The 22,345-nt window shown below is 69.2% G+C and carries 22 protein-coding genes and 2 tRNA genes; 16 read left to right on the top strand and 8 right to left on the bottom strand.

The genetic code is table 11. From position 1 onward, the window contains the following. The first annotated feature begins 121 nt into the window (after positions 1-121). The 3 genes from ACFYVR_RS04795 to ACFYVR_RS04785 are packed head-to-tail and all read left to right on the top strand — an operon-like array spanning position 122 to position 1,469. Positions 122-685 (top strand): HNH endonuclease, encoded by a 564-nt coding sequence (locus ACFYVR_RS04795; protein WP_387470104.1) that lies wholly within the window; start codon positions 122-124, stop codon positions 683-685. Between the two features lie 57 nt (positions 686-742). Next, on the top strand, positions 743-1,012 hold the full coding sequence (locus tag ACFYVR_RS04790; protein WP_387470102.1) for a hypothetical protein: 270 nt from the start codon (positions 743-745) through the stop codon (positions 1,010-1,012). Next, positions 999-1,469, top strand: a complete 471-nt coding sequence (locus ACFYVR_RS04785; protein WP_387470100.1) for a DUF5130 domain-containing protein — start codon at positions 999-1,001, stop codon at positions 1,467-1,469. The genes ACFYVR_RS04790 and ACFYVR_RS04785 overlap by 14 nt, the downstream gene beginning before the upstream one ends. A gap of 66 nt (positions 1,470-1,535) precedes the next feature. Here ACFYVR_RS04785 and pepN read toward each other — a convergent pair whose 3' ends face one another. Together pepN and ACFYVR_RS04775 are read right to left on the bottom strand one after the other, a co-directional pair. After that, entirely contained in the window at positions 1,536-4,115 is a 2,580-nt protein-coding gene (pepN, locus tag ACFYVR_RS04780) for an aminopeptidase N (RefSeq protein ID WP_387470096.1), read from the bottom strand. A 76-nt stretch (positions 4,116-4,191) separates the two neighbouring features. Next, positions 4,192-5,427, bottom strand: coding sequence for an NAD(P)/FAD-dependent oxidoreductase (locus ACFYVR_RS04775; protein WP_387470094.1), 1,236 nt, complete (start codon positions 5,425-5,427; stop codon positions 4,192-4,194). Positions 5,428-5,569: 142 nt separating this feature from the next. On the opposite strand from ACFYVR_RS04775, the gene ACFYVR_RS04770 reads away from it, so the two are divergent. The 3 genes from ACFYVR_RS04770 to ACFYVR_RS04760 all read left to right on the top strand — a co-directional run bounded on the left by ACFYVR_RS04770 (position 5,570) and on the right by ACFYVR_RS04760 (position 7,548). Beyond that, entirely contained in the window at positions 5,570-6,193 is a 624-nt protein-coding gene (locus ACFYVR_RS04770; RefSeq protein WP_387470092.1) for a DsbA family protein, read from the top strand. Between the two features lie 80 nt (positions 6,194-6,273). Next, a complete protein-coding gene (locus tag ACFYVR_RS04765) occupies positions 6,274-6,747 on the top strand; it encodes a ribose-5-phosphate isomerase (protein WP_387470090.1) in 474 nt (157 codons plus the stop codon). Between the two features lie 3 nt (positions 6,748-6,750). Continuing rightward, positions 6,751-7,548 carry an Fpg/Nei family DNA glycosylase gene (locus ACFYVR_RS04760; RefSeq protein ID WP_387470088.1) on the top strand — a complete coding sequence of 266 codons (798 nt, stop codon included), beginning with the start codon at positions 6,751-6,753 and terminating at the stop codon, positions 7,546-7,548. Positions 7,549-7,650: 102 nt separating this feature from the next. On the opposite strand, the gene ACFYVR_RS04755 is transcribed toward ACFYVR_RS04760, so the two are convergent. Continuing rightward, positions 7,651-8,454, bottom strand: a complete 804-nt coding sequence (locus tag ACFYVR_RS04755; RefSeq protein WP_387470086.1) for a DUF1542 domain-containing protein — start codon at positions 8,452-8,454, stop codon at positions 7,651-7,653. A gap of 152 nt (positions 8,455-8,606) precedes the next feature. Here ACFYVR_RS04755 and dinB point away from each other — a divergent pair, with 152 nt between their 5' ends. After that, positions 8,607-9,863: a DNA polymerase IV gene (gene dinB, locus ACFYVR_RS04750; RefSeq protein WP_387470084.1), complete on the top strand. Its 1,257-nt coding sequence runs from the start codon at positions 8,607-8,609 to the stop codon at positions 9,861-9,863. A gap of 10 nt (positions 9,864-9,873) precedes the next feature. On the opposite strand, the gene ACFYVR_RS04745 is transcribed toward dinB, so the two are convergent. Together ACFYVR_RS04745 and ACFYVR_RS04740 are read right to left on the bottom strand one after the other, a co-directional pair. Further along, positions 9,874-11,007 (bottom strand): nitronate monooxygenase, encoded by a 1,134-nt coding sequence (locus tag ACFYVR_RS04745; RefSeq protein ID WP_387470082.1) that lies wholly within the window; start codon positions 11,005-11,007, stop codon positions 9,874-9,876. A gap of 94 nt (positions 11,008-11,101) precedes the next feature. Next, the gene (locus ACFYVR_RS04740) at positions 11,102-11,278 is read right to left on the bottom strand and encodes a hypothetical protein (RefSeq protein WP_387470080.1); all 177 of its coding nucleotides are present in this window, start codon (positions 11,276-11,278) and stop codon (positions 11,102-11,104) included. 135 nt (positions 11,279-11,413) lie between these two features. On the opposite strand from ACFYVR_RS04740, the gene ACFYVR_RS04735 reads away from it, so the two are divergent. Continuing rightward, positions 11,414-11,608: a hypothetical protein gene (locus ACFYVR_RS04735; protein ID WP_387470078.1), complete on the top strand. Its 195-nt coding sequence runs from the start codon at positions 11,414-11,416 to the stop codon at positions 11,606-11,608. A gap of 92 nt (positions 11,609-11,700) precedes the next feature. Here ACFYVR_RS04735 and ACFYVR_RS04730 read toward each other — a convergent pair. Then, positions 11,701-11,774, bottom strand: a tRNA-Gly gene (locus tag ACFYVR_RS04730). A 153-nt stretch (positions 11,775-11,927) separates the two neighbouring features. On the opposite strand from ACFYVR_RS04730, the gene ACFYVR_RS04725 reads away from it, so the two are divergent. From ACFYVR_RS04725 to ACFYVR_RS04695, 7 genes are all read left to right on the top strand, one after another. Continuing rightward, positions 11,928-12,004, top strand: a tRNA-Pro gene (locus tag ACFYVR_RS04725). Between the two features lie 78 nt (positions 12,005-12,082). Continuing rightward, positions 12,083-13,441, top strand: a complete 1,359-nt coding sequence (tig, locus tag ACFYVR_RS04720; RefSeq protein WP_387470076.1) for a trigger factor — start codon at positions 12,083-12,085, stop codon at positions 13,439-13,441. Positions 13,442-13,570: 129 nt separating this feature from the next. Next, a complete protein-coding gene (locus tag ACFYVR_RS04715; RefSeq protein ID WP_387470074.1) occupies positions 13,571-14,197 on the top strand; it encodes an ATP-dependent Clp protease proteolytic subunit in 627 nt (208 codons plus the stop codon). 44 nt (positions 14,198-14,241) lie between these two features. Next, complete coding sequence (locus ACFYVR_RS04710) at positions 14,242-14,904, top strand: ATP-dependent Clp protease proteolytic subunit (RefSeq protein WP_387470072.1); 663 nt, start codon at positions 14,242-14,244, stop codon at positions 14,902-14,904. 278 nt (positions 14,905-15,182) lie between these two features. Continuing rightward, positions 15,183-16,460: an ATP-dependent Clp protease ATP-binding subunit ClpX gene (clpX, locus tag ACFYVR_RS04705; RefSeq protein WP_387470070.1), complete on the top strand. Its 1,278-nt coding sequence runs from the start codon at positions 15,183-15,185 to the stop codon at positions 16,458-16,460. Between the two features lie 78 nt (positions 16,461-16,538). Next, complete coding sequence (gene aroQ / locus ACFYVR_RS04700) at positions 16,539-16,979, top strand: type II 3-dehydroquinate dehydratase (protein ID WP_387470068.1); 441 nt, start codon at positions 16,539-16,541, stop codon at positions 16,977-16,979. Continuing rightward, positions 16,979-18,886 carry a TIM barrel protein gene (locus ACFYVR_RS04695; RefSeq protein ID WP_387470366.1) on the top strand — a complete coding sequence of 636 codons (1,908 nt, stop codon included), beginning with the start codon at positions 16,979-16,981 and terminating at the stop codon, positions 18,884-18,886. The genes aroQ and ACFYVR_RS04695 overlap by 1 nt, the downstream gene beginning before the upstream one ends. 72 nt (positions 18,887-18,958) lie before the next feature. Here ACFYVR_RS04695 and ACFYVR_RS04690 read toward each other — a convergent pair whose 3' ends face one another. Together ACFYVR_RS04690 and ACFYVR_RS04685 are read right to left on the bottom strand one after the other, a co-directional pair. Next, entirely contained in the window at positions 18,959-20,338 is a 1,380-nt protein-coding gene (locus ACFYVR_RS04690; protein WP_387470066.1) for an MFS transporter, read from the bottom strand. 113 nt (positions 20,339-20,451) lie between these two features. Then, positions 20,452-21,177 (bottom strand): TetR/AcrR family transcriptional regulator, encoded by a 726-nt coding sequence (locus ACFYVR_RS04685; protein WP_387470064.1) that lies wholly within the window; start codon positions 21,175-21,177, stop codon positions 20,452-20,454. Between the two features lie 127 nt (positions 21,178-21,304). On the opposite strand from ACFYVR_RS04685, the gene ACFYVR_RS04680 reads away from it, so the two are divergent. Then, complete coding sequence (locus ACFYVR_RS04680) at positions 21,305-22,216, top strand: shikimate dehydrogenase (RefSeq protein ID WP_387470062.1); 912 nt, start codon at positions 21,305-21,307, stop codon at positions 22,214-22,216. The last annotated feature ends 129 nt before the right edge of the window (positions 22,217-22,345 follow it).

Raw genomic sequence — 22,345 nt, 5'->3', positions numbered from 1 at the left:
TGCACTTGTGAGGAATTTTCCCGGAGGTGGCATGAAGCACCGGCACGGCGCCCGAGCGCATCGACAACTCGAGCCCACCGACCCGCGTGACCGGCGTGGGCCGGGGGCCTCAACCCTGCACATGATCGACGAAGGCACCGCACCCTCGAACGAGGACGCGGTGCCCGCCTGGGTGAAACGCCGGGTGCTGCTTCTCAACGCCACCTACGAACCCCTCACCGCCCTCTCCGCCCGCCGCGCGGTGGTCCTGCTGGTCTGCGACAAGGCCGACTCCGTCCACGAGGACCCGCTCGGCCAGGTGATCCATTCCGCCGGATCCTCGGTTCAGGTCCCGTCCGTGATCCGACTCCGCACCTATGTGCGGGTGCCGTACCGGGCCCGCATCCCGATGACCCGTGCCGCGCTGATGCATCGCGACCGGTTCCGCTGTGCCTACTGCGGTGACAAGGCCGAGACGATCGACCACGTCGTTCCGCGCAGTCGCGGCGGCGATCACTCGTGGGAGAACTGCGTCGCGTGCTGCGCACCCTGCAATCACCGCAAAGCGGACAAACTGCTCAGCGAGCTCGGTTGGACTCTGCGCGCCGCGCTGGTTCCGCCGAAGGGGCAGCACTGGCGGCTGCTCGCCGCAACCAAGGAACTCGACCCGCTGTGGCTGAGGTACCTCGGCGAGGGCGCCGCCTGACCCGCACAACCCGGCCCCAACGGCGCATTTCGGCTGCCACTGGGCTACCTTTGGCGGGTGAGCATTCTCGAGACAACGCTGATCTTCGTCGGGATTCCCGTCGTCGTCACGGCGATCATCGCGGGGCTGTGCTACCTGGCCAAGCCCGTCCCCGGTGACACGCCCTCCCACTACTCGCTCGACAAGGAGTGGACCCACGAGCCGGTGCTCTGGTCCGCCGTCGACGAGGTCACGACCCGCCCGGGCCACCACGACGGTGGCCACCACGCGGCGATCGAGGCCGGCTCGGCAGATCTGATCGGAGGTTCCGCAAGTGGCAGGTGGTAGCACGTTCCCGGCCGTGATCGAGGCCGACCTTCCCGTCGGCTCGGCCGTCACGTCGAGCGGGCGCGTGTCCGCGGTGCACCGCATCGGCGAGCCGTTCGACGACCTTCCGTTCAGCGTCGACGAACTCGTCGCCCTCGACGATGCCCTCACCGACGCCACCCGCGCGACGAAGGTCCGGTTCAACGCCTACGTCGGCTCGCTCGGCGAGGACCCGGCAGCCGGTGTCGCCGCGCTGTTCCCGACCACGCCGGAGGCCGAGCGCTCGGTGCTGATCGCGGTGTCCCCGAACCAGCGCGTGGTCGAGATCCGCTCGGGCCGCGGCGTCGCCGATCGCGTCACCGACCGCGTCGCGCAGCTCGGTGTGACCGCGGCTGTGTCCTCGTTCGCCGAGTCCGACCTGATCGACGGGCTGATCAGCGCCATCCGGGTGATGAGCGCAGCGATCACGAAGCGGTAGACAGCACCTCGAGGTTCCCCGATGTCACAGTGACACTGTGACATCGGGGAACTTGTGGTTTCGGGGTCAGTCGGCCGCGTCGAACGCACGCGCGGCGAGGGACCGCACGATCCCCGCCCTGCCCTCGACGACGAGCCGGCGCAGCGCCGGCGGATGCTCGCCCGCCAGGAACGCGTCCGCCGCGGCGACGGACGCCTCACTGATCGACCACGACGGGTACAGCCCGACGACCACGGTCTGCGCGACCTCGCTGGATCGCCGCTCCCACACCCCGGCGATGTCGGCGAAGTAGCGGGCGACGAACGGTTCGAGGAGCTCGGACTGGCCGGGACCGGCGAATCCGCCGATGATCGCCCGCGTCGTGATGTTCGGGACCGACTCGTCGAACACGGCCGTCGCCCACGTCTGCTCCTTGACCGCGGCCTGCGGTCGCGCGGCACGGGCCGCGGCCGCCGCCCGCGCTCCGGCCGCCGTCGGATCGCGCTCGGCCTCGGCGTCGATGAACGGCGACTCGATGCCCTCGGCGTCGACCTCGCCCGCTGCCGCGAGCGCGCTCACCAGCCGCCACCGCAGGTCGGTGTCGACAACGAGGCCAGGAAGCCCTACCGATTCCGGTGCGCCGTCGAGCAGTTCGGCGAGGACCTCGGTGTGCCACGGCGAGAGCTGCGCCGCGGCGAGGGCGCCGACGAAGGCGAGCTGATGGTCGGATCCGGCCTCCGCCTCCCGGGCCAACTCCAGCAGCCGGTTCGCGAATCCCGGCCAGCCGGTCTCCGTCGCCCAACTGGGTTCGGCGTAGCTCGCGAGCGCCGTGTGCGCCTGCAGCAGCAGCCGCTGCACCACACCGACCTCGGTTTCGGAGCCGATGCCGTGCTGCACGAGCGCGACGAAATCGCGGGCCTTGAGCTCGGCCTGCCGGGTCATCTCCCACGCCGCCGACCACACCAGGGTGCGGGGCAGGGGATCGGCGATGTCGCCGATCCGGTCGATCGCCGTGGCGAGCGACTCGGGATCGAGCCGCACCGAGCAGTAGGTGAGGTCGTCGTCGTTGATCAGCACCAGCTTGCCGCGGGAGGTCCCGATCAACTCCGGAACCTCGGTGCGGGCACCCTCGACGTCGAGTTCGACGCGCTGCGTGCGGACCAGCTTGCCGTCCGCGTCGTCGTAGACACCGATCGCGAGCCGGTGCACCCGGGTCTCGCCCGCGCCCGGCGCCGCGCCGTCCTGCAGCACCGCGAAGGAGGTGAACTTCCCGTCGGCGTCCACCTCGAACTGCGGCCGCAGGATGTTCAGGCCGGTGGTCTTGAGCCACTGCGCGCCCCAGCCGGACAGATCTCGTCCGGACGCCTTCTCCAGCGCCGCGAGCAGGTCGTCGAACGTGGCGTTGCCGAACGCGTGCTCGGCGAAGTACGCGCGCAGGCCCGCGAGGAACGGTTCCAGCCCGACGTACGCGACGAGCTGCTTGAGCACCGACGCGCCCTTGGCGTAGGTGATGCCGTCGAAGTTCACCTCGACCGCGGCGAGGTCGGGGATGTCGGCGGCGATCGGGTGCGTCGACGGCAGCTGGTCCTGCCGGTACGCCCACGACTTCTCGACGTTCGCGAACGTCGTCCACGCGTTGGTGTACTCGGTCGCCTCGGTCTGGCACAGCACCGACGCGAACGTCGCGAACGACTCGTTGAGCCACAGGTCGTCCCACCACCTCATGGTGACCAGGTCGCCGAACCACATGTGCGCCATCTCGTGGAGCACGGTCTCGGCGCGCCGCTCGTACGAGTAGCGCGTGACCTTGGACCGGAAGACGTAGTCCTCGAGGAACGTCACCGCGCCCGCGTTCTCCATCGCGCCGGCATTGAACTCGGGCACGAACAGCTGGTCGTACTTGCCGAACGCGTACGGAACGCCGAAGTTGCGGTGGTAGAAGTCGAATCCCTGCTTCGTCTCCGTGAAGAGCCGCTCGGCGTCCATGTGCTCGGCCAGCGAGGCGCGGCAGTAGATACCGAGCGGAATGTGGCCGTGCTCGTCGGAGTACGAGTCGGTCCACTGGGCGTACGGCCCGGCGATCAACGCGACCAGGTAGGTGCTCATCCGCGGGGTCGTGCGGAAGATGTGCTCACCCGGGGTCGCGGCGAGGGTCGCCACGACGTCCGCGTTGGAGATCACCCGCCAGTCCACCGGCGCGGTGACGCGGATGTCGAAGGTGGCCTTGAGGTCCGGCTGGTCGAAGCAGGCGAACATGCGCTTGGCGTCCGCCGTTTCGAACTGCGAGTACAGGTACACGCTCTGGTCGGTGGGGTCGACGAAGCGGTGCAGGCCCTCACCGGTGTTGGTGTACAGGCAGTCCGCGTCGATGATCAGCTCGTTGCGGGCCGCGAGCCGAGGCAACGGGATCCCGGTCTCCTCGGTGTACTCGGAGGTGTCGATCGCGGTTCCGTTGAGGGTGGCCGAGTGCACGGTCTTCGCGATCAGGTCGATGAACGTCGCGGAGCCCTCGGTGGCGTCGAACGTGACCGTGGTGCGGGAACGGAAGGTCCCATCGCCCGGGCCCCCGGCGCCGTCGGTCAGGTCCAGCTCGACGGCGTAGTTGTCGACGGTCAGCAGTGACGCGCGCTCAGCTGCCTGTTCGCGGGTCAGGTTCGGTGGGGCCACGGGGGAACACTCCTCGCACTGGGGACGATGGGGAACGACCCCTATCCCATCACGTGAGGGCGACGCGTACGACCGCTCACGCGTACGCGTCGTCCAGTGGCACCGCCGGATCCGCGAGCCGTTCGGCGTTCACGGGCTGCCGGGACCCGATGATCGCCTTGATCGCGTCGGTGACGTCCCAGACGTTGACGTTCATGCCTGCCAGCACGCGGTCGGAGTCGTCGAGCCAGAACGCGACGAACTCGTGCCGGGCCGCGTCGCCGCGAACGACCACCCTGGCGTACCCGTTCGGGGTGTGCCCGACGTACTCCATGCCGAGCTCGTACTGGTCGGTGAAGAAGTACGGCAGGTTCGTGTACGCGGCCGTCCGTCCGAGCATCGTGGCGGCGGCGACCGCGGGCTGGTTCAGGGCGTTCGCCCAGTGCTCGACCCGGACCCGGGTGCCGAGCACCGGATGCTGGTGGGCGGCGATGTCACCGATCGCGACGATGTCGGGGTCGCTGGTGGTCAGGGCGGCGTCGACGAGCACACCGCCGTCGACGTCGAGGCCCGCCGCCTGCGCCAGTTCCACATTCGGCGCGGCACCGACCGCGACGAGGACGACGTCCGCCGCGAGCTCCTCACCGCCGGCGAGCCGCACCGCGGTGGCGCGACCGTCGTCGCCGGTGACGATCGACTCGACCGACGCCTCGAGCCGCAGATCCACCCCGTGTTCGCGGTGCAGTTCGGCGAACACGGTGCCCATCTCGGGGCCGAGCGCCCCGAACAGGGGCAGCGGTGCGGTCTCGACGACGGTGACCGTCACCTCCCGGCCCCGTGCGGCGGCGGCGATCTCGAGACCGATCCAGCCGGCCCCGACGATCACCAGGTGTGTGCCGTGGGTCAGCGTCCCGAGCAGGTCGTCGGACTCGTCGACGGTGCGCAGGTACCGCACGTTCGGAGCGTCGGCGCCGGGGATCGGTGGCCGACGCGACCTCGACCCCGTCGCGAGCGCCGCCTTGTCGTAGTGCACGGTGCTCCCGTCCGGCAGGGTGACGGTGTGCGCGGCCGGGTCGAGGGCGGTGACCGTGGTGCCGAGCCGCACGTCGACGCGGTGATCGCGGTACCAGTCGCCGGGATGGACGGTGAACGCGTCGAGCGGCTTGCCGACGATCATGTGGTCCTTCGACAGCGGTGGTCGCTCGTAGGGGAGGTGCTCCTCCGCGCAGAACAGCACGATCTCGCCGTCGAAGTCGTTGTCGCGCAAGGCCTCCGCAAGCTTGGCTCCGGCGAGTCCGCCGCCGACGATGACGAAGGTCCGGTTCGCTGACATCGGTCACGCTCCGTGGTCGGGGAATCCTTCAGTACGTCGACCGTACTGCCCGCGGTCGCACCCCGGGAAGCAATTGCGTCCGTCCCGCGTTCCAGACCGAGGGCGACTGCCCGGAATCGATGAATGATGGATGGAGTTTCGAGTGACCGAGACACGTGCCGCAGGTAAGGACACCGCCGACTTCTGGTTCGATCCGCTGTGCCCGTGGTGCTGGATCACCTCCCGCTGGATTCTCGAGGTCGAGAAGGTCCGCGACATCGAGGCGAACTTCCACGTGATGAGCCTCGCGGTGCTCAACGAGGGCCGCGAACTGCCCGAGCAGTACCGGGAACGGATGGAGAAGGCGTGGGGCCCGGTGCGCGTCGCGATCGCCGCCGCGCAGGCCCACGGCGACGAGGTGCTCGCGCCGCTGTACACCGCGATGGGCACCCGCATCCACGACCAGGGCAACCAGGACTTCGCGGTGGTGATCGCGGAGGCGCTCGCCGAGGTGGGGCTCCCGGCCGATCTGGCGTCCGCCGCCGACACCGATGTCCACGACGAGGCGCTGCGGGCCAGCCACAAGGCGGGTATGGACGCGGTCGGCGACGACGTCGGAACGCCGACGATCCACGTCAACGGCGTGGCGTTCTTCGGGCCGGTCCTGTCGCGGATCCCGCGCGGCGAGGACGCGGGCAAGGTGTGGGACGGCGTCGTCGCTCTGGCCGGCTACCCGCACTTCTTCGAGCTCAAGCGCACCCGCACCGAGGGCCCGTCCTTCGAGTAGCCGCTGCGCGCCCGTGAGTCCTTCCGGCCCCCACGGGGGCCGGAAGGACTCACGGGGGACAGCCTGCAAGAATTGGCGCCATGCGCGTATACCTGGGTGCCGACCACGCCGGCTTCGAGCTCAAGAACACCATCAAGGACCACCTGATCGCGAACGGCCACGAGGCCGTCGACTGCGGGGCACACGAGTACGACGCGCTCGACGACTACCCGGCCTTCTGCATCGACGCCGCCCGCCGCGTGGTCGAGGACGAGGGCAGCCTCGGCATCGTGCTCGGTGGCAGCGGCAACGGCGAGCAGATCGCCGCGAACAAGGTGCCCGGCGCCCGCTGCGCACTCGCGTGGAGCGTCGAGACCGCGCAGCTCGCCCGTCAGCACAACAACGCGCAGCTGATCGGCATCGGGGGACGCATGCACTCGGTCGACGAGGCGCTCGCGATCGTCGACGCGTTCCTCGCCACCCCGTGGTCGGAGGAGGAGCGGCACCAGCGTCGCATCGACATCCTCTCCGAGTACGAGCGCTCCGGCGTCGCCCCCGCCGTTCCGGGCGCCTAGGACGTGCCCGAGGGGCACACCCTCCACAGACTCGCGCGGGAGCACCAGCGACACTTCGCCGGTGCTCCCGTTCGCGTGTCGAGCCCGCAGGGGCGGTTCGACGCCGGGGCGGCGTCGGTCGACGGTCGCGTCCTCGAGCGGGCGGAGGCCAACGGCAAGCACCTGCTGCACCACTACGAGGGCGGCCGGATCGTGCACGTCCACCTCGGGTTGTACGGCAAGTTCACCGAGATGCCGCTGCCGATGGGCGCGCCGGTCGGGCAGGTGCGGATGCGGATGGTCGGCGCGCAGGTCGGTACCGACCTGCGCGGCCCGACCGCATGCGAGATCTACGACGTACCGCAGGTGCGGGCACTCGAACGAAGGCTGGGCCCGGACCCGCTGCGCCAGAACGCCGACCCGGACCGGGCGTGGCGGCGAATCTCCAAGTCGCAGACCGCGATCGGGGCTCTGCTCATGGACCAGGCGGTACTCGCCGGAGTCGGCAACGTGTACCGCGCCGAGGTTCTGTTCCGGCACGGCATCCATCCCGACCGGCCGGGCGCGAAGGTCGGTCGCGCCGAGTGGGACGCCGTGTGGACGGACCTGGTGGGCTTGATGGCGGTCGGGGTCGACGCCGGTGTCATGCACGTCGTACGTCCCGAGCACGATCACGGTGCGCCGTCGTACGCGGTGGACCGCCCGCGCACGTACGTCTACCGCCGGGCGGGGGAGCCGTGCCGGGTCTGCGGCACACCCGTGCTGCACGCGGTGATGAAGGCGCGCAACCTCTTCTGGTGCCCGGCCTGTCAGCCGGCGTGACCGAACGTCCCTGAAACACCGAGCGTCCCTGAGACACCGAGCGTCCCTGAGACACCGAGCGGCCCGGGTCCGCCGGACCCGGGCCGCTCGAATGTCGTCGGTTCAGAAGTCGAATCCGCCGAAGTCGCCGCCGCCGAAGTCCCCGCCGCCGAAGTCTCCGCCGAAATCGCCACCGGCATCGCCGCCGAAGTCCCCGCCGGCGTCCCCGCCCGCATCGGCCCCGGCGTCGCCGCCGCCCGCCTCGAGACCGTCCTGGTAACCGTCGCCGTAGCCGTTCTCGAAGGCCTGGGCGTCATAGCCGACACCCGACATACCGCTGAACATCGCGGAGAACAGCAGCATCGACCCGACGCCCCAGGCGCCGGCGACGAGGGCCGGCTTCCACCAGGGCTCGGAGTACCAGCCCGCCGGGACCGGACGGCCCGCGACGCGTCCGCCGGGGTAGTAGTTGGGGGTGCGGGACGAGGGGTTCGGCGACGCGGCCACCTGCCTGCCCTCGAACTCGATCTCGCGGTCCTCGGTGACCTGTCCCGCGGACCTCTGCCCGTCGATGCTGGGCACCTCGGGTCCGGGGTCCATGCCCATCGCCGTCCGGGCGGCGCGGATGTAGTAGAGGCCCTCGAGTGCGGTCTGCTTGGCCAGACGCGCCTGGGCCGGGGTGTTCGCCTGCTCGATCTGCGAGCCGGCGGCGGTGTAGCGCTCGGAGGCGTCGGCGAGCGCCTGCTTCGACGCCGTGTCGGTGCCGGTCAGGCTGTACACCTGGCCGCCGAGCCGCTCGATCGACTGCCGGGCGTCGGCCTTGGCGTCCTCGAGTTGGTTGGCGGTGTGTCCGGCGGACTTCTTCTGGCTCTTCATGACCAGGAAGACGACAGCGCCGAGAACGACGAGGATCAGGAGGAGTTCCACGCGAGACCTTCCAGCCGAACCCGGCACCGCTTCGCGGAAGCGGGAACCACGGCTCGAACACAGGGACAAATCGGACAACATCAGGATACCGGCATCCCCGGCGGGTCCGCCGTTCGCGGACGGGAGAACATGTCGGACCCCGATGCGAACATATGTTCGTGTCCAGTGAATCAGGCCGGGTCGGCCGGGTCGAGCGGAGCGCGGCGACAATCCTCCATGCGGACCTCGACGCCTTCTACGCGTCCGTGGAGCAGCGCGACGATCCGTCGCTGCGTGGGCGTCCGGTGATCGTCGGCGGCGGTGTCGTGCTCGCCGCCAGCTACGAGGCCAAGGCGTACGGCGTACGAACCCCGAGCAGCGCGTCCCAGGCCCTCCGGCTGTGCCCGCAGGCGGTGGTGGTCCGACCGCGGATGTCGGCGTACGCGGAGGCCAGCCGTGCCGTGTTCGAGGTGTTCCGCGACACCACCCCGCTGGTCGAGGGCATCTCGATCGACGAGGCGTTCCTCGACGTCGGGGGACTGGCACGGGTGTCGGGCACCCCGGTCGAGATCGCCACCCGCCTGCGTGGGCGGATTCGTCGGGAGGTCGGGCTGCCGATCACCGTCGGGGTCGCCCGCACCAAGTTCCTCGCCAAGGTCGCGAGCGCGGTCGGCAAGCCGGACGGCCTGCTCGTCGTGCCCGCGGACCGCGAACTCGAGTTCCTGCACCCGCTGCCCGTCGAGCGGCTGTGGGGCGTCGGCACCGTCACCTCCGGCAGGCTGCGCGAACACGGCATCGCCACGGTCGGGCAGATGGCCCTGCTGCCCGAACGTGAACTCGCTGCGATCGTCGGGCGCGCCGCGGGCAGGCACCTGCACGCGCTGGCGTGGGCCCGCGACCCGAGGCGGGTGGAGACCGGCAGACGTCGCCGCTCGATCGGCGCTCAGCACGCTCTCGGGCGCAGGCCCCGGTCGTTCGACGAGATCGACGCGACCGCCGCGGCGCTCGTCGACCGGGTGGTGCGGCGCCTGCGCGCCGCCGGCCGGGTCTGTCGCACCGTCGTGCTGCGGCTGCGGTTCGGGGATTTCAGCCGCGCGACACGGTCCCTGACGCTGCGGCAGGCGTCGGCCCGGACCGACACCATCAGGGTTGCGGTGCGGACGCTGCTGGAGCAGTCGCGGTCGCTGATCGCGGCGCAGGGCCTGACCCTGGTCGGGGTCGCGCTCACCAACCTGGACCGCGAGGGCGCCGAGCAGTTGGCGCTCCCGTTCACGCCGGAGACGGGGGAGATCGACGCCGCCGCGCGGGACGCCACCGCCCTCGACAGCGCACTGGACTCGGTCCGGGACCGGTTCGGATCGGTCGCGATCACCCGCGCCGCGTCGCTGGGCCGCGACCGCGGGGTGAGCGTGCCGATCCTGCCCGACTGACGGCGCGACCTCAGGCGTCGGCGGCCGCGTTCAACTGCTCGAGCGTGCCGGTCGCGTCGAGATACTCCCGCACCCACCGCTCGATCACCGCGGACGTCTTCTCGACCTTGGTCAACTGGCCGACGACCTGGCCGACCGGGTTGAACGCGACGTCGACGGTCTCGTCGGGGTACTTGTGGGTGGCCGCGACGGCCATGCCCGACACCATGTACTGCAGCGGCATGCCCAGCGGCTCGGGGTTGCCCTCGGTTTCCCAGGCCTCGGTCCAGTCGTTGCGCAGCATCCGACACGGCTTGCCGGTGAACGAGCGGCTGCGCACGGTGTCGCGGCTGGACGCGTTCGCGTAGGCGGCCTGCTGCACGGCGGTGTTCTCGGCCTCCTCGACCATCAGCCACTGCGAGCCGGACCAGGCGCCCTGCGCGCCGAGGGCCAGAGCGGCAGCGATCTGCTCACCGCTGCCGATGCCACCCGCGGCCAGAACCGGGATCGGCGCGACCTCCTTGACGACCTGCGGCCACAGCACGATCGACCCGACCTCGCCGCAGTGGCCGCCGCCCTCGCCGCCCTGGGCGATGATGATGTCGACGCCGGCGTCGGCGTGCTTGCGTGCCTGGTAGGGCGAGCCGCACAGCGCCGCGACCGTGCGGCCCGCGTCGTGGATGTGCGCGATCATGTCCGCGGGCGGGGTACCGAGCGCGTTCGCGATGAGCGTGACCTTCGGGTGCTGCAGAGCCACCTCCACCTGTGGGGTGGCGGTGGCCTCGGTCCAGCCGAGAAGCTGCAACGCGTTATCGCTGCCGTCGTCGGGCAGGGGTACGCCGTGGTCGGTGAGGATCTTGCGTCCGAAGTCGAGGGTGGCCTGCGGCACCATCGACTGGAGCATCTTCGTGAGCTCGTCGGCCGACAGGTTCGAGTCCATGCCCTCGTACTTGTTCGGGATGACGATGTCGACCCCGTACGGGTGGTCGCCGATGTGCTCGTCGATCCAGTTCAGCTCGATCTCGAGCTCCTCGGGGCTGAATCCGACCGCGCCGAGCACGCCGAAGCCGCCGGCCTTGCTCACGGCGACGACGACGTCGCGGCAGTGGGTGAACGCGAAGATCGGGAACTCGATGCCGAGTTCGTCGCAAAGCGGTGTGTGCACGGGGCGCTCCTCGGGTGCGATGGCGGACAGACTGCAACACGTTCTACCCTATCTGGAGCGCCGCTGAACAGAGTTCGTCCGCCGAAACCGTCGCTCACCCGACGGTGCGTCCCACCTCGTTCCCGGACGCCCGCGCCGCGCGCCACGCCGCGAACGCCCCACGGGTCGTGTGGCGCGTGACGCTGGCGCGCCGGTGGCAGCGCCTGGTGGCGGCGGGAAACGCCTGGATCACCGTCTCGCCGTCGACGAGTGTGTTTCGCCACCTGTGCACCGCGTTCCTGGAGATCCGCTGCAGTCCGGAGCGGGGTGCGGCGGTCGCGGATGCACTGCTCGACCACACCTTCGCCGTGACCGTGGAGCGGGCAGGTGGCGGAACCGTTTCGCGCTGTACGGTCCGAACAACCTGGTGGCCCAGGTGTGGCTCCGCTCGGTCGGGGATCTCGGTGCGTTCGAGCAGCGACTCGCCGACGGCTACCCGGACCTCGAGGTGCGCGACCGGTCGGTGGTCCTGCGGCTGCACAAACTGCTCGGGCACGTACTGGGCGAGCGAGGCAGGCGGGTGCGGTCGGTGGTGCCGGACGTGTGGGGAAGCCCGGAATGACGACCTCCCGGGAACGACGAAGGCCCGGGAACGACGAAGGCCCGGGAACGACGAAGGCCCGCCACCGCGATGGTGACGGGCCTTCTCCCTGCTGGAGGGGATGACGGGAATCGAACCCGCGTAGCTAGTTTGGAAGACTAGGGCTCTACCATTGAGCTACATCCCCGACGCACACGACATCTTGGGATCGCCATGACTGCCGTCTGCGATGGAGACTGTACATAACCTCGCTTTGAATTCGCCAATCGGGTGGCCGTAGGATTCCCTCTCGGCGCCGACATCGCGGGATTCTCCGTGGTGACGGCGCAGTGCGAACTGACGGGGTGTGGCGCAGCTTGGTAGCGCATCCGCTTTGGGAGCGGAGGGTCGCAGGTTCAAATCCTGTCACCCCGACCAGGGACAACACGAAGAAGAAGCGGGCATCCGAAGAACCGGGTGCCCGCACACCGGATAGACCAACGAAGGAGCATGTCCGTGAAGAGCACCGTCGAGCAGCTGAGCCCGACGCGGGTCCGTATCAACGTCGAGGTGCCCTTCGAGGAGCTCAAGCCCGACTTCGACAAGGCGTACAAGGCCCTCGCGCAGCAGATCCGTCTCCCCGGCTTCCGTCCGGGCAAGGCCCCGGCCAAGCTGCTCGAGGCCCGCGTCGGTCGCGGCGCGGTCCTGGAGCAGGTCGTCAACGACGCGCTGCCGGGCCGCTACCAGGAGGCCGTCGTCTCCGGTGAGATCAAGGTCATCGGCCAGCCGGAGATCGAGATCACCAAGATCGAGGACGGCGAGGAGCTCGCGTTCACCGCCGAGGTCGACATCCGCCCCGAGATCACCCTGCCCGACTTCTCGACCCTCGCTGTCGAGGTCGACCCGATCGAGGTCACCGACGAGGCCGTCGACGAGCAGCTGCTGTCGCTGCGTCAGCGTTTCGGCACCCTGATCGGTGTGGACCGCGCGGTCGAGGACGGCGACTTCGTCTCGATCGACCTGTCCGCCACGGTCGACGGCGAGGACGTTCCGGAGGCGTCGACCACCGGCCTGTCCCACGAGGTCGGATCCGGCCAGCTCATCGAGGGCCTGGACGAGGCCGTCATCGGCCTCAAGGCCGGCGAGTCCAAGGAGTTCACCACGAGCCTGGTCGCCGGCGACCACGCGGGCAAGGAGTCGGTCGTCACCGTCAAGGTCGACACCGTCAAGCAGCGTGAGCTGCCCGAGGCCGACGACGAGTTCGCGCAGATGGCCAGCGAGTTCGACACCCTCGAGGAGCTGAACGCGGACCTGCGCGAGCGGGTCACCCGCGTCAAGAAGGTCGAGCAGGCCGGCCAGATCCGCGACAAGGTCCTCGAGACGCTGCTCGAGACCGTCGAGGTGCCGCTGCCCGAGGCCGTCGTCAAGGCCGAGGTCGACGCCGCGCTGCACGACGCGATCCACAGCCTCGACCACGACGAGGCCAAGCTGGGTGAGCTGCTCGAGGCGCAGGGTTCGTCGCGCGAGGAGTTCGACAACGACACCAAGGCCGCGGCCGAGAAGTCCGTCAAGACGCAGCTGCTGCTCGACGCGATCGCCGAGGCCGAGGGCACCAGCGTCGGCCAGCAGGAGCTCACGGAGCGGATCCTGTTCCAGGCGCAGCAGTACGGCCTGTCGCCGGACCAGTTCATCCAGCAGATCCAGCAGGCCGGTCAGCTCGGCGCGGTCTTCGCCGACGTCCGCCGCGGCAAGGCGCTCGCCTCCGTCGTCGAGAAGTTCACCGTCACCGACACCAGCGGCGCGACCGTGGACACCAAGGAGCTGTTCGGCAGCCCGGACGACGAGACCGAGGCATCCGAGGGCACCGAGGACTAGAACCCTCCGGCGTGCAAACAGATATCACGCCTTGAGCGAACAGGGGCGGCACCGGGACTCCGGGGCCGCCCCTGTTGGTTAGTGTCTGTGTCAAGAGACAACGATTCAGTGATCGAGAAGGCAGGTACCGTGACTTCACAGAACCCGGCGGCTTCGCAGGGCCCCGTCATGACTTCGGCCACGTCAGGTCTGAACCTGAGCGACTCGGTGTACGAGCGGCTGCTCCGTGAGCGCATCATCTTCCTCGGTACCCAGGTCGACGACGACATCGCGAACAAGCTGTGCGCCCAGATCCTGCTGCTCTCCGCGGAGGACCCGACGCGCGACATCTCGCTCTACATCAACTCGCCCGGCGGCTCGGTGACGGCCGGTATGGCCATCTTCGACACCATGCAGTTCGCCGAGTGCGACGTCGCGACCTTCGGTATGGGTCTCGCGGCCTCGATGGGCCAGTTCCTGCTCTCCGCCGGCACCCGGGGCAAGCGGTACGCCCTGCCGCACGCGCGGATCATGATGCACCAGCCGTCGGCCGGTATCGGCGGTACGGCCTCCGACATCGCGATCATGGCCGAGCAGTTCGCGCACACCAAGCGCGAGATGGCCGAACTGATCGCCGAGCACACCGGCCAGACCGTCGAGCAGATCACCTCCGACTCGGACCGCGACCGCTGGTTCACCGCGACCGAGGCCAAGGAGTACGGCTTCGTCGACCACGTCATCTCCCGCGCGCGGCAGGCAGGCGGTACCGGCAACTGAGCCGGTCGCGCCCCCACCGCCCACTACCGACCTTGGAGAAACAGATGGCACACCTCTTTGATCCCCGCGGCCTGGCCGGCGCGGCCCCCGCAGGTCCGCAGGCCCGCTACATCCTGCCGCAGTTCACCGAGCAGACCAGCTACGGCGTCAAGACGTCCGACCCGTACAACAAGCTGTTCGAGGAACGAATCATCTTCCTGGGCAACCAGGTCGACGACGTGTCCGCGAACGACCTGATGGCCCAGCTGCTCGTGCTCGAGTCGCAGGACCCGGACCGCGACATCACGATGTACATCAACTCGCCCGGCGGATCCTTCACCGCGCTGATGGCGATCTACGACACCATGCAGTACGTCCGCGCCGACATCACCACGGTGTGCCTCGGTCAGGCGGCCTCGGCCGCGGCGGTGCTGCTCGCGGCGGGCACGCCGGGCAAGCGGCTCGCGCTGCCGAACGCCCGCGTGCTGATCCACCAGCCGGCCACCGGCGGTATCCAGGGACAGGTTTCCGACCTCGAGATCCAGGCTGCGGAAATCGAGCGGATGCGTAGGCTCATGGAGGAGACCCTCGGACGGCACACCGGCAAGGAGCCGGAGGTGATTCGCAAGGACACCGATCGCGACAAGATCCTGACGGCTACGGAGGCCAAGGAATACGGGATCATCGACAACGTTCTCGATTACCGGAAGCTCTCCGCGCAGAAGTGACCGGGCGGCCGCGCCGCGCGGTTGTCTTCAGGTCGGCCGCCCGGACCGTAACGGTCCGGGCGGGTCGGCGCGAAACACGGTCAACAAGTCGACCTGTTTCGGGCTCAACGGGTACGGTCACAGACAGAGGTTTCGCCTTCCGGGCGAGATTCGTGTGACGTAGCCCACGTGGAATGGTCGGCACCCGTAGCGAGTGCAGCTGAGAAGCGCGGTGCAACTGAGACGCACAGTGCGCACAGGAGCACCGCGCAGCTGAGAAGGAAGTAGGACCTGACGAGATGGCACGCATCGGTGACGGCGGAGACCTGCTGAAGTGCTCGTTCTGCGGCAAGAGTCAGAAGCAGGTGAAGAAGCTCATCGCAGGCCCCGGCGTCTACATCTGCGACGAGTGCATCGACCTCTGCAACGAGATCATCGAGGAGGAGCTCGCCGAGTCCAGCGAGGTCAAGCTCGACGAGCTGCCCAAGCCCGCGGAGATCCGCGACTTCCTCGAGAACTACGTGATCGGGCAGGACGCGGCCAAGCGCACGCTGGCGGTCGCGGTCTACAACCACTACAAGCGCATCCAGGCCGGCGACAAGGGTCGGGATGTGCGGGGCGAGACCGTCGAGCTCGCGAAGTCGAACATCTTGATGCTGGGTCCGACCGGGTGCGGCAAGACGTACCTGGCACAGACGCTCGCGAAGATGCTCAACGTGCCCTTCGCGATCGCGGACGCCACCGCCCTGACGGAGGCCGGCTACGTCGGCGAGGACGTCGAGAACATCCTGCTGAAGCTGATCCAGGCCGCCGACTACGACGTCAAGCGTGCGGAGACCGGCATCATCTACATCGACGAGGTCGACAAGATCGCCCGCAAGTCGGAGAACCCGTCGATCACCCGGGACGTGTCCGGTGAGGGCGTCCAGCAGGCGCTGCTGAAGATTCTCGAGGGGACGCAGGCGAGTGTGCCGCCGCAGGGCGGTCGCAAGCACCCGCACCAGGAGTTCATCCAGATCGACACGACGAACGTGCTGTTCATCGTCGCCGGGGCGTTCGCGGGTCTGGAGAAGATCGTCTCGGACCGGATCGGCAAGCGGGGTATCGGCTTCGGTGCCGAGGTGCGCTCGAAGGCGGAGATCGACACCCAGGACCACTTCGCCGAGGTCATGCCGGAGGATCTGATCAAGTTCGGTCTGATCCCCGAGTTCATCGGCCGGTTGCCCGTCGTGGCCTCGGTGACGAACCTGGACAAGGACTCCCTCGTCCAGATCCTGTCGGAGCCGAAGAACGCGCTGGTCAAGCAGTACCTGCGGCTGTTCGAGATGGACGGGGTCGAGCTCGAGTTCACCACGGACGCGCTCGAGGCGGTCGCCGATCAGGCGATCCTGCGCGGCACCGGTGCGCGTGGTCTGCGCGCCATCATGGAAGAGGTCCTGCTGCCGGTGATGTACGACATCCCCAGCCGCGACGACGTCGAGAAGGTGGTCGTGACCGCGGAGACGGTCAACGACAACGTGCTCCCGACCATCGTGCCGCGCAAGCCGGACCGCGAGCGCCGCGACAAGACCGCCTGAGCGGCGGGTGGCCCGCCCCGCGCGCTAAGCTGTGTACGAAGTAATTCACTATTTCGTACATAACTGTGGAGGCTGGGCGTGACGACACCGGGACCCATCTACGTCCTGAACGGACCGAATCTCAACCTGCTGGGTCAGCGCCAGCCCGAGGTGTACGGCCGGGACACGCTCGACGATGTCGTCGCGCTCTGCGTGGAGACCGCCGCCGGGTTCGGGCGCACCGTCGAGGCACGTCAGTCCAACCACGAGGGTGTGCTGATCGACTGGGTGCACGAGGCACGCACGGAGGCGTCCGGCGTCGTCGTCAACCCCGGCGGATACACCCACACCTCGGTCGCGCTGCGTGACGCGCTGGTGACGCTCGAGGTCCCGCTCGTCGAGGTGCACATCAGCAACGTCCACGCCCGCGAGGAGTTCCGGAACCACTCCTACGTGTCGCCGGTCGCGACCGGGGTGATCGCGGGCCTGGGCATTGCGGGCTACGGCCTCGCGATCGAGTACATCTGCCGTCGGGGCTGATCGTGGACCGAGTGCGCACGTCCATCGCCACCGTCTCGCTCAGCGGCACCCTCGAGGAGAAGCTGTCCGCGATCGCGGCGGCCGGATTCGACGGGTTCGAGGTGTTCGAGCCCGATTTCGTCGGGTCTCCGCTGACCGCGGGGGATCTCGCCGCGCGTGCTCGCGACCTCGGCCTGACCCTCGACCTCTACCAGCCGTTCCGGGACTTCGACTCGACGGATCCGGACACCTTCGCCCGCAACCTCGTTCGCGCGGAACGCAAGTTCGACGTGATGGAACAGCTCGGTTGCGACACCCTGCTGGTGTGCTCGTCGCCGCTGCCGCAGGCGGTCCGCGACGACGACCGGCTCACCGAGCAACTGTCCGTCCTCGCCGATGCGGCGCAGCGGCGCGGCCTGCGCATCGCCTACGAGGCCCTGGCCTGGGGGGCGCACGTCAACACCTACCGGCACTCGTGGAAGGTCGTCCGCGCCGCCGACCATCCCGCGCTGGGCGTGTGCCTCGACAGTTTCCACATCCTCTCCCGCGGCGACGACCCGTCGGGTATCCGGGACATCCCGGGGGAGAAGATCTTCTTCCTCCAACTGGCGGACGCGCCGGCGATGGCGATGGACGTGCTGCAGTGGAGCCGCCACTACCGGAACTTCCCGGGGCAGGGCAATTTCGACCTCACCGCGTTCGGTGGCCACGTGCAGGCCGCGGGCTACCGCGGGCCGTGGTCGCTGGAGATCTTCAACGACACGTTCCGCGGCTCGGACACGGGCCGGACGGCCGTCGACGCGCACCGGTCCCTGCTGTACCTCGAGGGTCAGGTGGCGGGTCAGACCGCGGCCGCCGCGCGGTCGGCAGCACCCGCACTGTTCGAGCCCCCGGCGGCCTCTCCGCTGGAAGGTGTTGTCTCACTGCGGATCGCCGCGGGACCGGGCAAGAACGACGCACTGCGGGCGGTGCTGGGGCAGCTCGGGTTCCGATTGGCCGGGGTGCACGGCGCGCACGACCTCCAGCTGTGGCGGCACGCCGGAGTGACGATGGTGGTCGACGCGAGCGCGGGCACGGTGTGGACCGCCCCGGGTCTGCCCGCCCATCTGCCGGTGCTCACGCAGATCGGGGTGCGTTCGGCGGATCCGGAGTCGTGGGCCGCGCGGGCCCGCGCCCTCGAGGTCCGCGCCCGCGACGTCGCCATGCCCGGCGCCGACGGCGGCACCGACACGGACGTCGTGCGACTCGACATCACCGACGCGACGTCGCTGGACGTCCGCGGCCCGGCCAGCGCGGCGGCATGGGAGGCGGCGTTCGAGCTGTACCCCAGCAGCCGAGACTGGCAGGACGAGGTGCCGCTGTTCACCGGCGTCGACCACGTGGGCCTGGCCATTCCCGCGGACAACTGGGACGGCGTGATGCTGTTGCTGCGGTCGGTTTTCGCGATGGAGCCGCACGAGGGGCTCGACGTCACCGACGCCGTGGGCATGCTCCGCAACCGGGCGCTCGAGGAACCGTCCGGTGGCCCGAACCCCCTGCGGCTGACGCTGGGCATGGTGCCCGGCTCGGTCACCTCGCACCTCGGGGTCGCCCGCCGCGGCGGGATCGGGCACGTGGCGTTCGGGTGCAGCGACATCTTCACCACCGCGGCCTCGATGCGGGCGCGGGGATTCGAGCCGCTGCCGATTCCGTCGAACTACTACGACGACCTCGATGCGCGGTTCGGTCTGCCGCGGGCACTGCTCGACCGGATGGCGGACTCGGGCATCCTGTACGACGCGGACGCGGACGGAGAGTTCTTCCACCTGTTCACGCCGACCGTCGGCGCCGACTTCTTCTTCGAGGTCGTGCAGCGGGTCCGCGGCTACCGCGGCTACGGCGACGCGAACGCCGCGGTCCGCCTGGCGGCCCAACTGCGGGCGCCCTGAGGGAACCGCACCCAGGGCACCGACGAGTGTGGGCCCCAACCGGAATCCGGTTGGGGCCCACTGCCATTCGTCCTACACTCGAGTCAGGGCCGGTTCGGGTAGCGCCTTGTCCAGCTCTGCGAGCGGGGTGCGGGAGTTCTCCCGCGACGTCGATGCCGAGGTTGCTGCGATCAGCGCGCAGACCGCGGTGAAGGCCGCGACGGGGATCCAGTTGTCGGCTTCGCCGCCGCGCAGTGCCTGCGCGATCGTGGGGGCGAAACCGGCCAGGGCGAAGCCGAGTTGAGTGCCGATTGCCATGCCGGAGTATCGAACCCTCGACGAGAACATCTCGGCGTAGAACGCCGGCCAGATGGCGTTGGTCGCGGCATAGAGGCCACCCATCAGGGCGATGCCCGCGGCGAAGATGAGGACCACGTTGCCGGATCCGATCGCGGCGAAGTAGAGGAAGATCCCGGCCGCGGACCCGATCGCGCCGCCGATGAAGACGGGCTTGCGGCCGATCCGGTCGGACAGGATGCCGAACAGGGGCTGCGAGACCAGGGCGACGGCGTTGGCGGCGATCGCGACCCAGAGCATGGTGGTGCGGCTCATCCCGATCTCCGGGGTGGTCGCGTAGGCCAGGCCGAAGACGGAGAAGACCGTGCTGACGACGGCGATGAAGGCGCAGAAGACGACACGCATCACGTCACGCCAGTGGGTGCGGAACAGGTCCACGACGGGCAGCGGGGCGGCGGTCTTGGACTCGGCGATCGCCTCCTGGGTGGCGACGAAGATCTCGGGCTCCTCAAGCTTGCGCCGGACAACGTAGGCGACGACAAGCACGATCAGGCTGCACCAGAACGGAATTCGCCATCCCCACGAGTAGAGGGTCTCGTCGGGCAGGGACGCGACCGGGATGAAGGCGAGGCTGGCGAGGATGAATCCGGCCTGGGTGCCGGTCAGTGTCCAGCTGCAGAAGAAGCCACGACGGTTCGCGGGGGAGTGCTCGAGGGTGAGCGAGCCGGCACCCGACTGCTCGCCCGCGGCCGAGATGCCCTGGAACACCCGCAGCACGACGAGCAGAATCGGTCCGACGGCGCCCGCCGTGGCCGACGACGGGAGACATCCGATGAGGAAGGTGACCAGGCCCATCAGCACCAGGCAGAACATCATCACCTTCTTGCGACCGGCGCGGTCACCGAAGTGGCCGAGCACCACGGCGCCGACGGGGCGGGCGATGTACGAGATGCCGAAGGTCGCCAGCGAGAGGAGCACGGGGTTCTTCGCGCCTTCGAAGAAGACGTGGGGGAACACCAGTGCCGCCGCCGACGCGAAGATGTAGAAGTCGTAGTACTCGAGCATGCTGCCGAAGAAGGCGGCCTTGGCCGCCATCTTCGCCTTCGCGGGATCGGCGTTGGGATCGCTCGAGCCGGGGTCGTGGGACGGACGACCGGGGCGGTGGTCGAGGGTCATCGGGAACTCCTGAAGGGGCAAAGTGTCCGCGTCACGAACGAGCCGTCCGTATCGCGCAGATGCCAAGGTAACCCCGGTCACAGCCTGTAGTCAATAATGGTCGAACTGGTTAGTTAAACTCGACCGGGTCGCGACCGCAGATACGACAGCACGACGTCGCCGAGCATCGTCCGCAGGTGGGCGCGGTGTTCGGGGGCGGCCGGATCCCAGTCGAAGAGGGTGCCGAACGTGTACCGGTTGGCGATCCGGAACACGCAGTACGAGCTGATCAGGATGTGGACGTCGAGGGACGAGACGTCGGCGCGGAACAGTCCGAGTTCGCGGCCGCGGACCAGGATGCGTTCGAGCGTCTCGATCGCGGGCTGCTGGGTCTGCGCCATGCCCTCGATCGCTGCGAGGTTCTCGCCGCGGTGGGTGTTCTCGATCGACACCAGCCGGATGAAGTCCGGGTGGGCCTCATGGTGGTCGAAGGTGATCTCCGCGACGGCGCGGATCGCGTCCTCCGGGTCGAGGTGCTCGATGTCGACCTGGGCCTCCTCGTACCGGATCTCCTGGTAGGCGTTGGCGAGGACGGCCCGGTAGAGGCCCTCCTTGTCGCCGAAGTAGTAGTAGAGCATCCGCTTGGTGGTCGCGGTCTTGGCGGCGATCTCGTCGATGCGGGCGCCGGAGAGGCCCTTGTCCGCGAACTCGGCCGTGGCCACTCGGAGGATGTCCTCGCGCGTGCGCTCGGGGTTGCGGGTTCGTCCCGTCTTGCTCCGCGCCGTGGCCTTCGATGCGGCTGCCTTCGATGTGGGGGCCTTGGGTGCGGTTGCCTTGGGGTCGGTCTCGGCCGGCGCCATCGTCTCTCCTGGGAATTCGGTGTCGTCTGCGAACTCCGTGCGTCGTTCGGTGGTGTTCGCGTCCCGAATCGTATGCTACGGTGAGATAACTCACTGGATAGTTAATTAGTCGACTGGAAGTGATCGCATGACACTCGTCGCCCCCCTTCTCCCGTCCGCGCCGGTGCGCATCGAGGCGCCCACCGCCCCGTCGTTCCTGTGCGGGTTGATCGGATCGGGCATCACCCGGTCGCTCACCCCGACCCTGCACGAGACCGAGGGGCGGGAGCAGGGCGTCGGGTACGTGTACCGGATACTCGACATCGACACCCTCGGCGGGGTGGAGGCGCTTGCTCGGATCGTCGGCGACGCAGTCGAATTCGGCTTCGACGGCCTCAACGTGACGCACCCGTGCAAGCAGGCGGTGATCCCGCTGCTCGACGAGTTGTCCCCGGATGCCCGGATGCTCGGCGCCGTCAACACCGTCAAGATCGACGGCACCCGGCTGATCGGCCACAACACCGACTGGACGGGTTTCTCCCGCAATCTCGAGCTCGGTCTCGGTGACGCGCCGCTGGGCCGCGTGGTGCAGCTGGGTGCGGGCGGGGCCGGTGCGGCGGTCGCCTACGCGACGATGAAGCGCGGCGCCGACGCGTTCACCGTCATCGACGCCGACCCCGCCCGTGCTGCGGCGCTCGCGGACCGGCTCCGCACGCAGTTCCCGGGCCGCACCATCACGTCCGGCGGCCTCGCGGACACCCCGTCCGCCGTGCGGGAGGCGGACGGCCTGGTGCACGCGACCCCGATCGGCATGGCCGCGCATCCCGGCATCGCCCTCGACGCCGAGCTGCTCCGTCCCGACCTGTGGGTCGCCGACGTCGTGTACCGCCCCACCGAGACCGAACTGCTGCGTCGGGCGCGGGCCGTGGGGGCCCGCACGATCAGCGGCATCGGCATGACGGTCGGTCAGGCCGTCGACTCCTTCCGGATCTTCACCGGACTCGCGGCCGACGAGGCCAGGATGACCGCCCACATGACGCGGATCCTCGCCGCCGAGTAGAGGCGCTTCGCGCAGTGGTGGGCGGGGGGGGGGGGGGGCCCCCCCCCCGGGGGCCCCACAAGCCCCGGGTTTTAAAAAACAGCCACGCCCCCACCGCCCCCCCAACACAAAAACAAAAAGACCGCACCC

It is taken from the genome of Rhodococcus sp. NPDC003318 (genome assembly GCF_042879035.1).
GTDB lineage: Bacteria > Actinomycetota > Actinomycetes > Mycobacteriales > Mycobacteriaceae > Rhodococcus_G.
The sequence above is the reverse complement of the archived record's forward strand: the minus strand, read 5'-3'. Positions and strand labels throughout refer to the sequence as shown.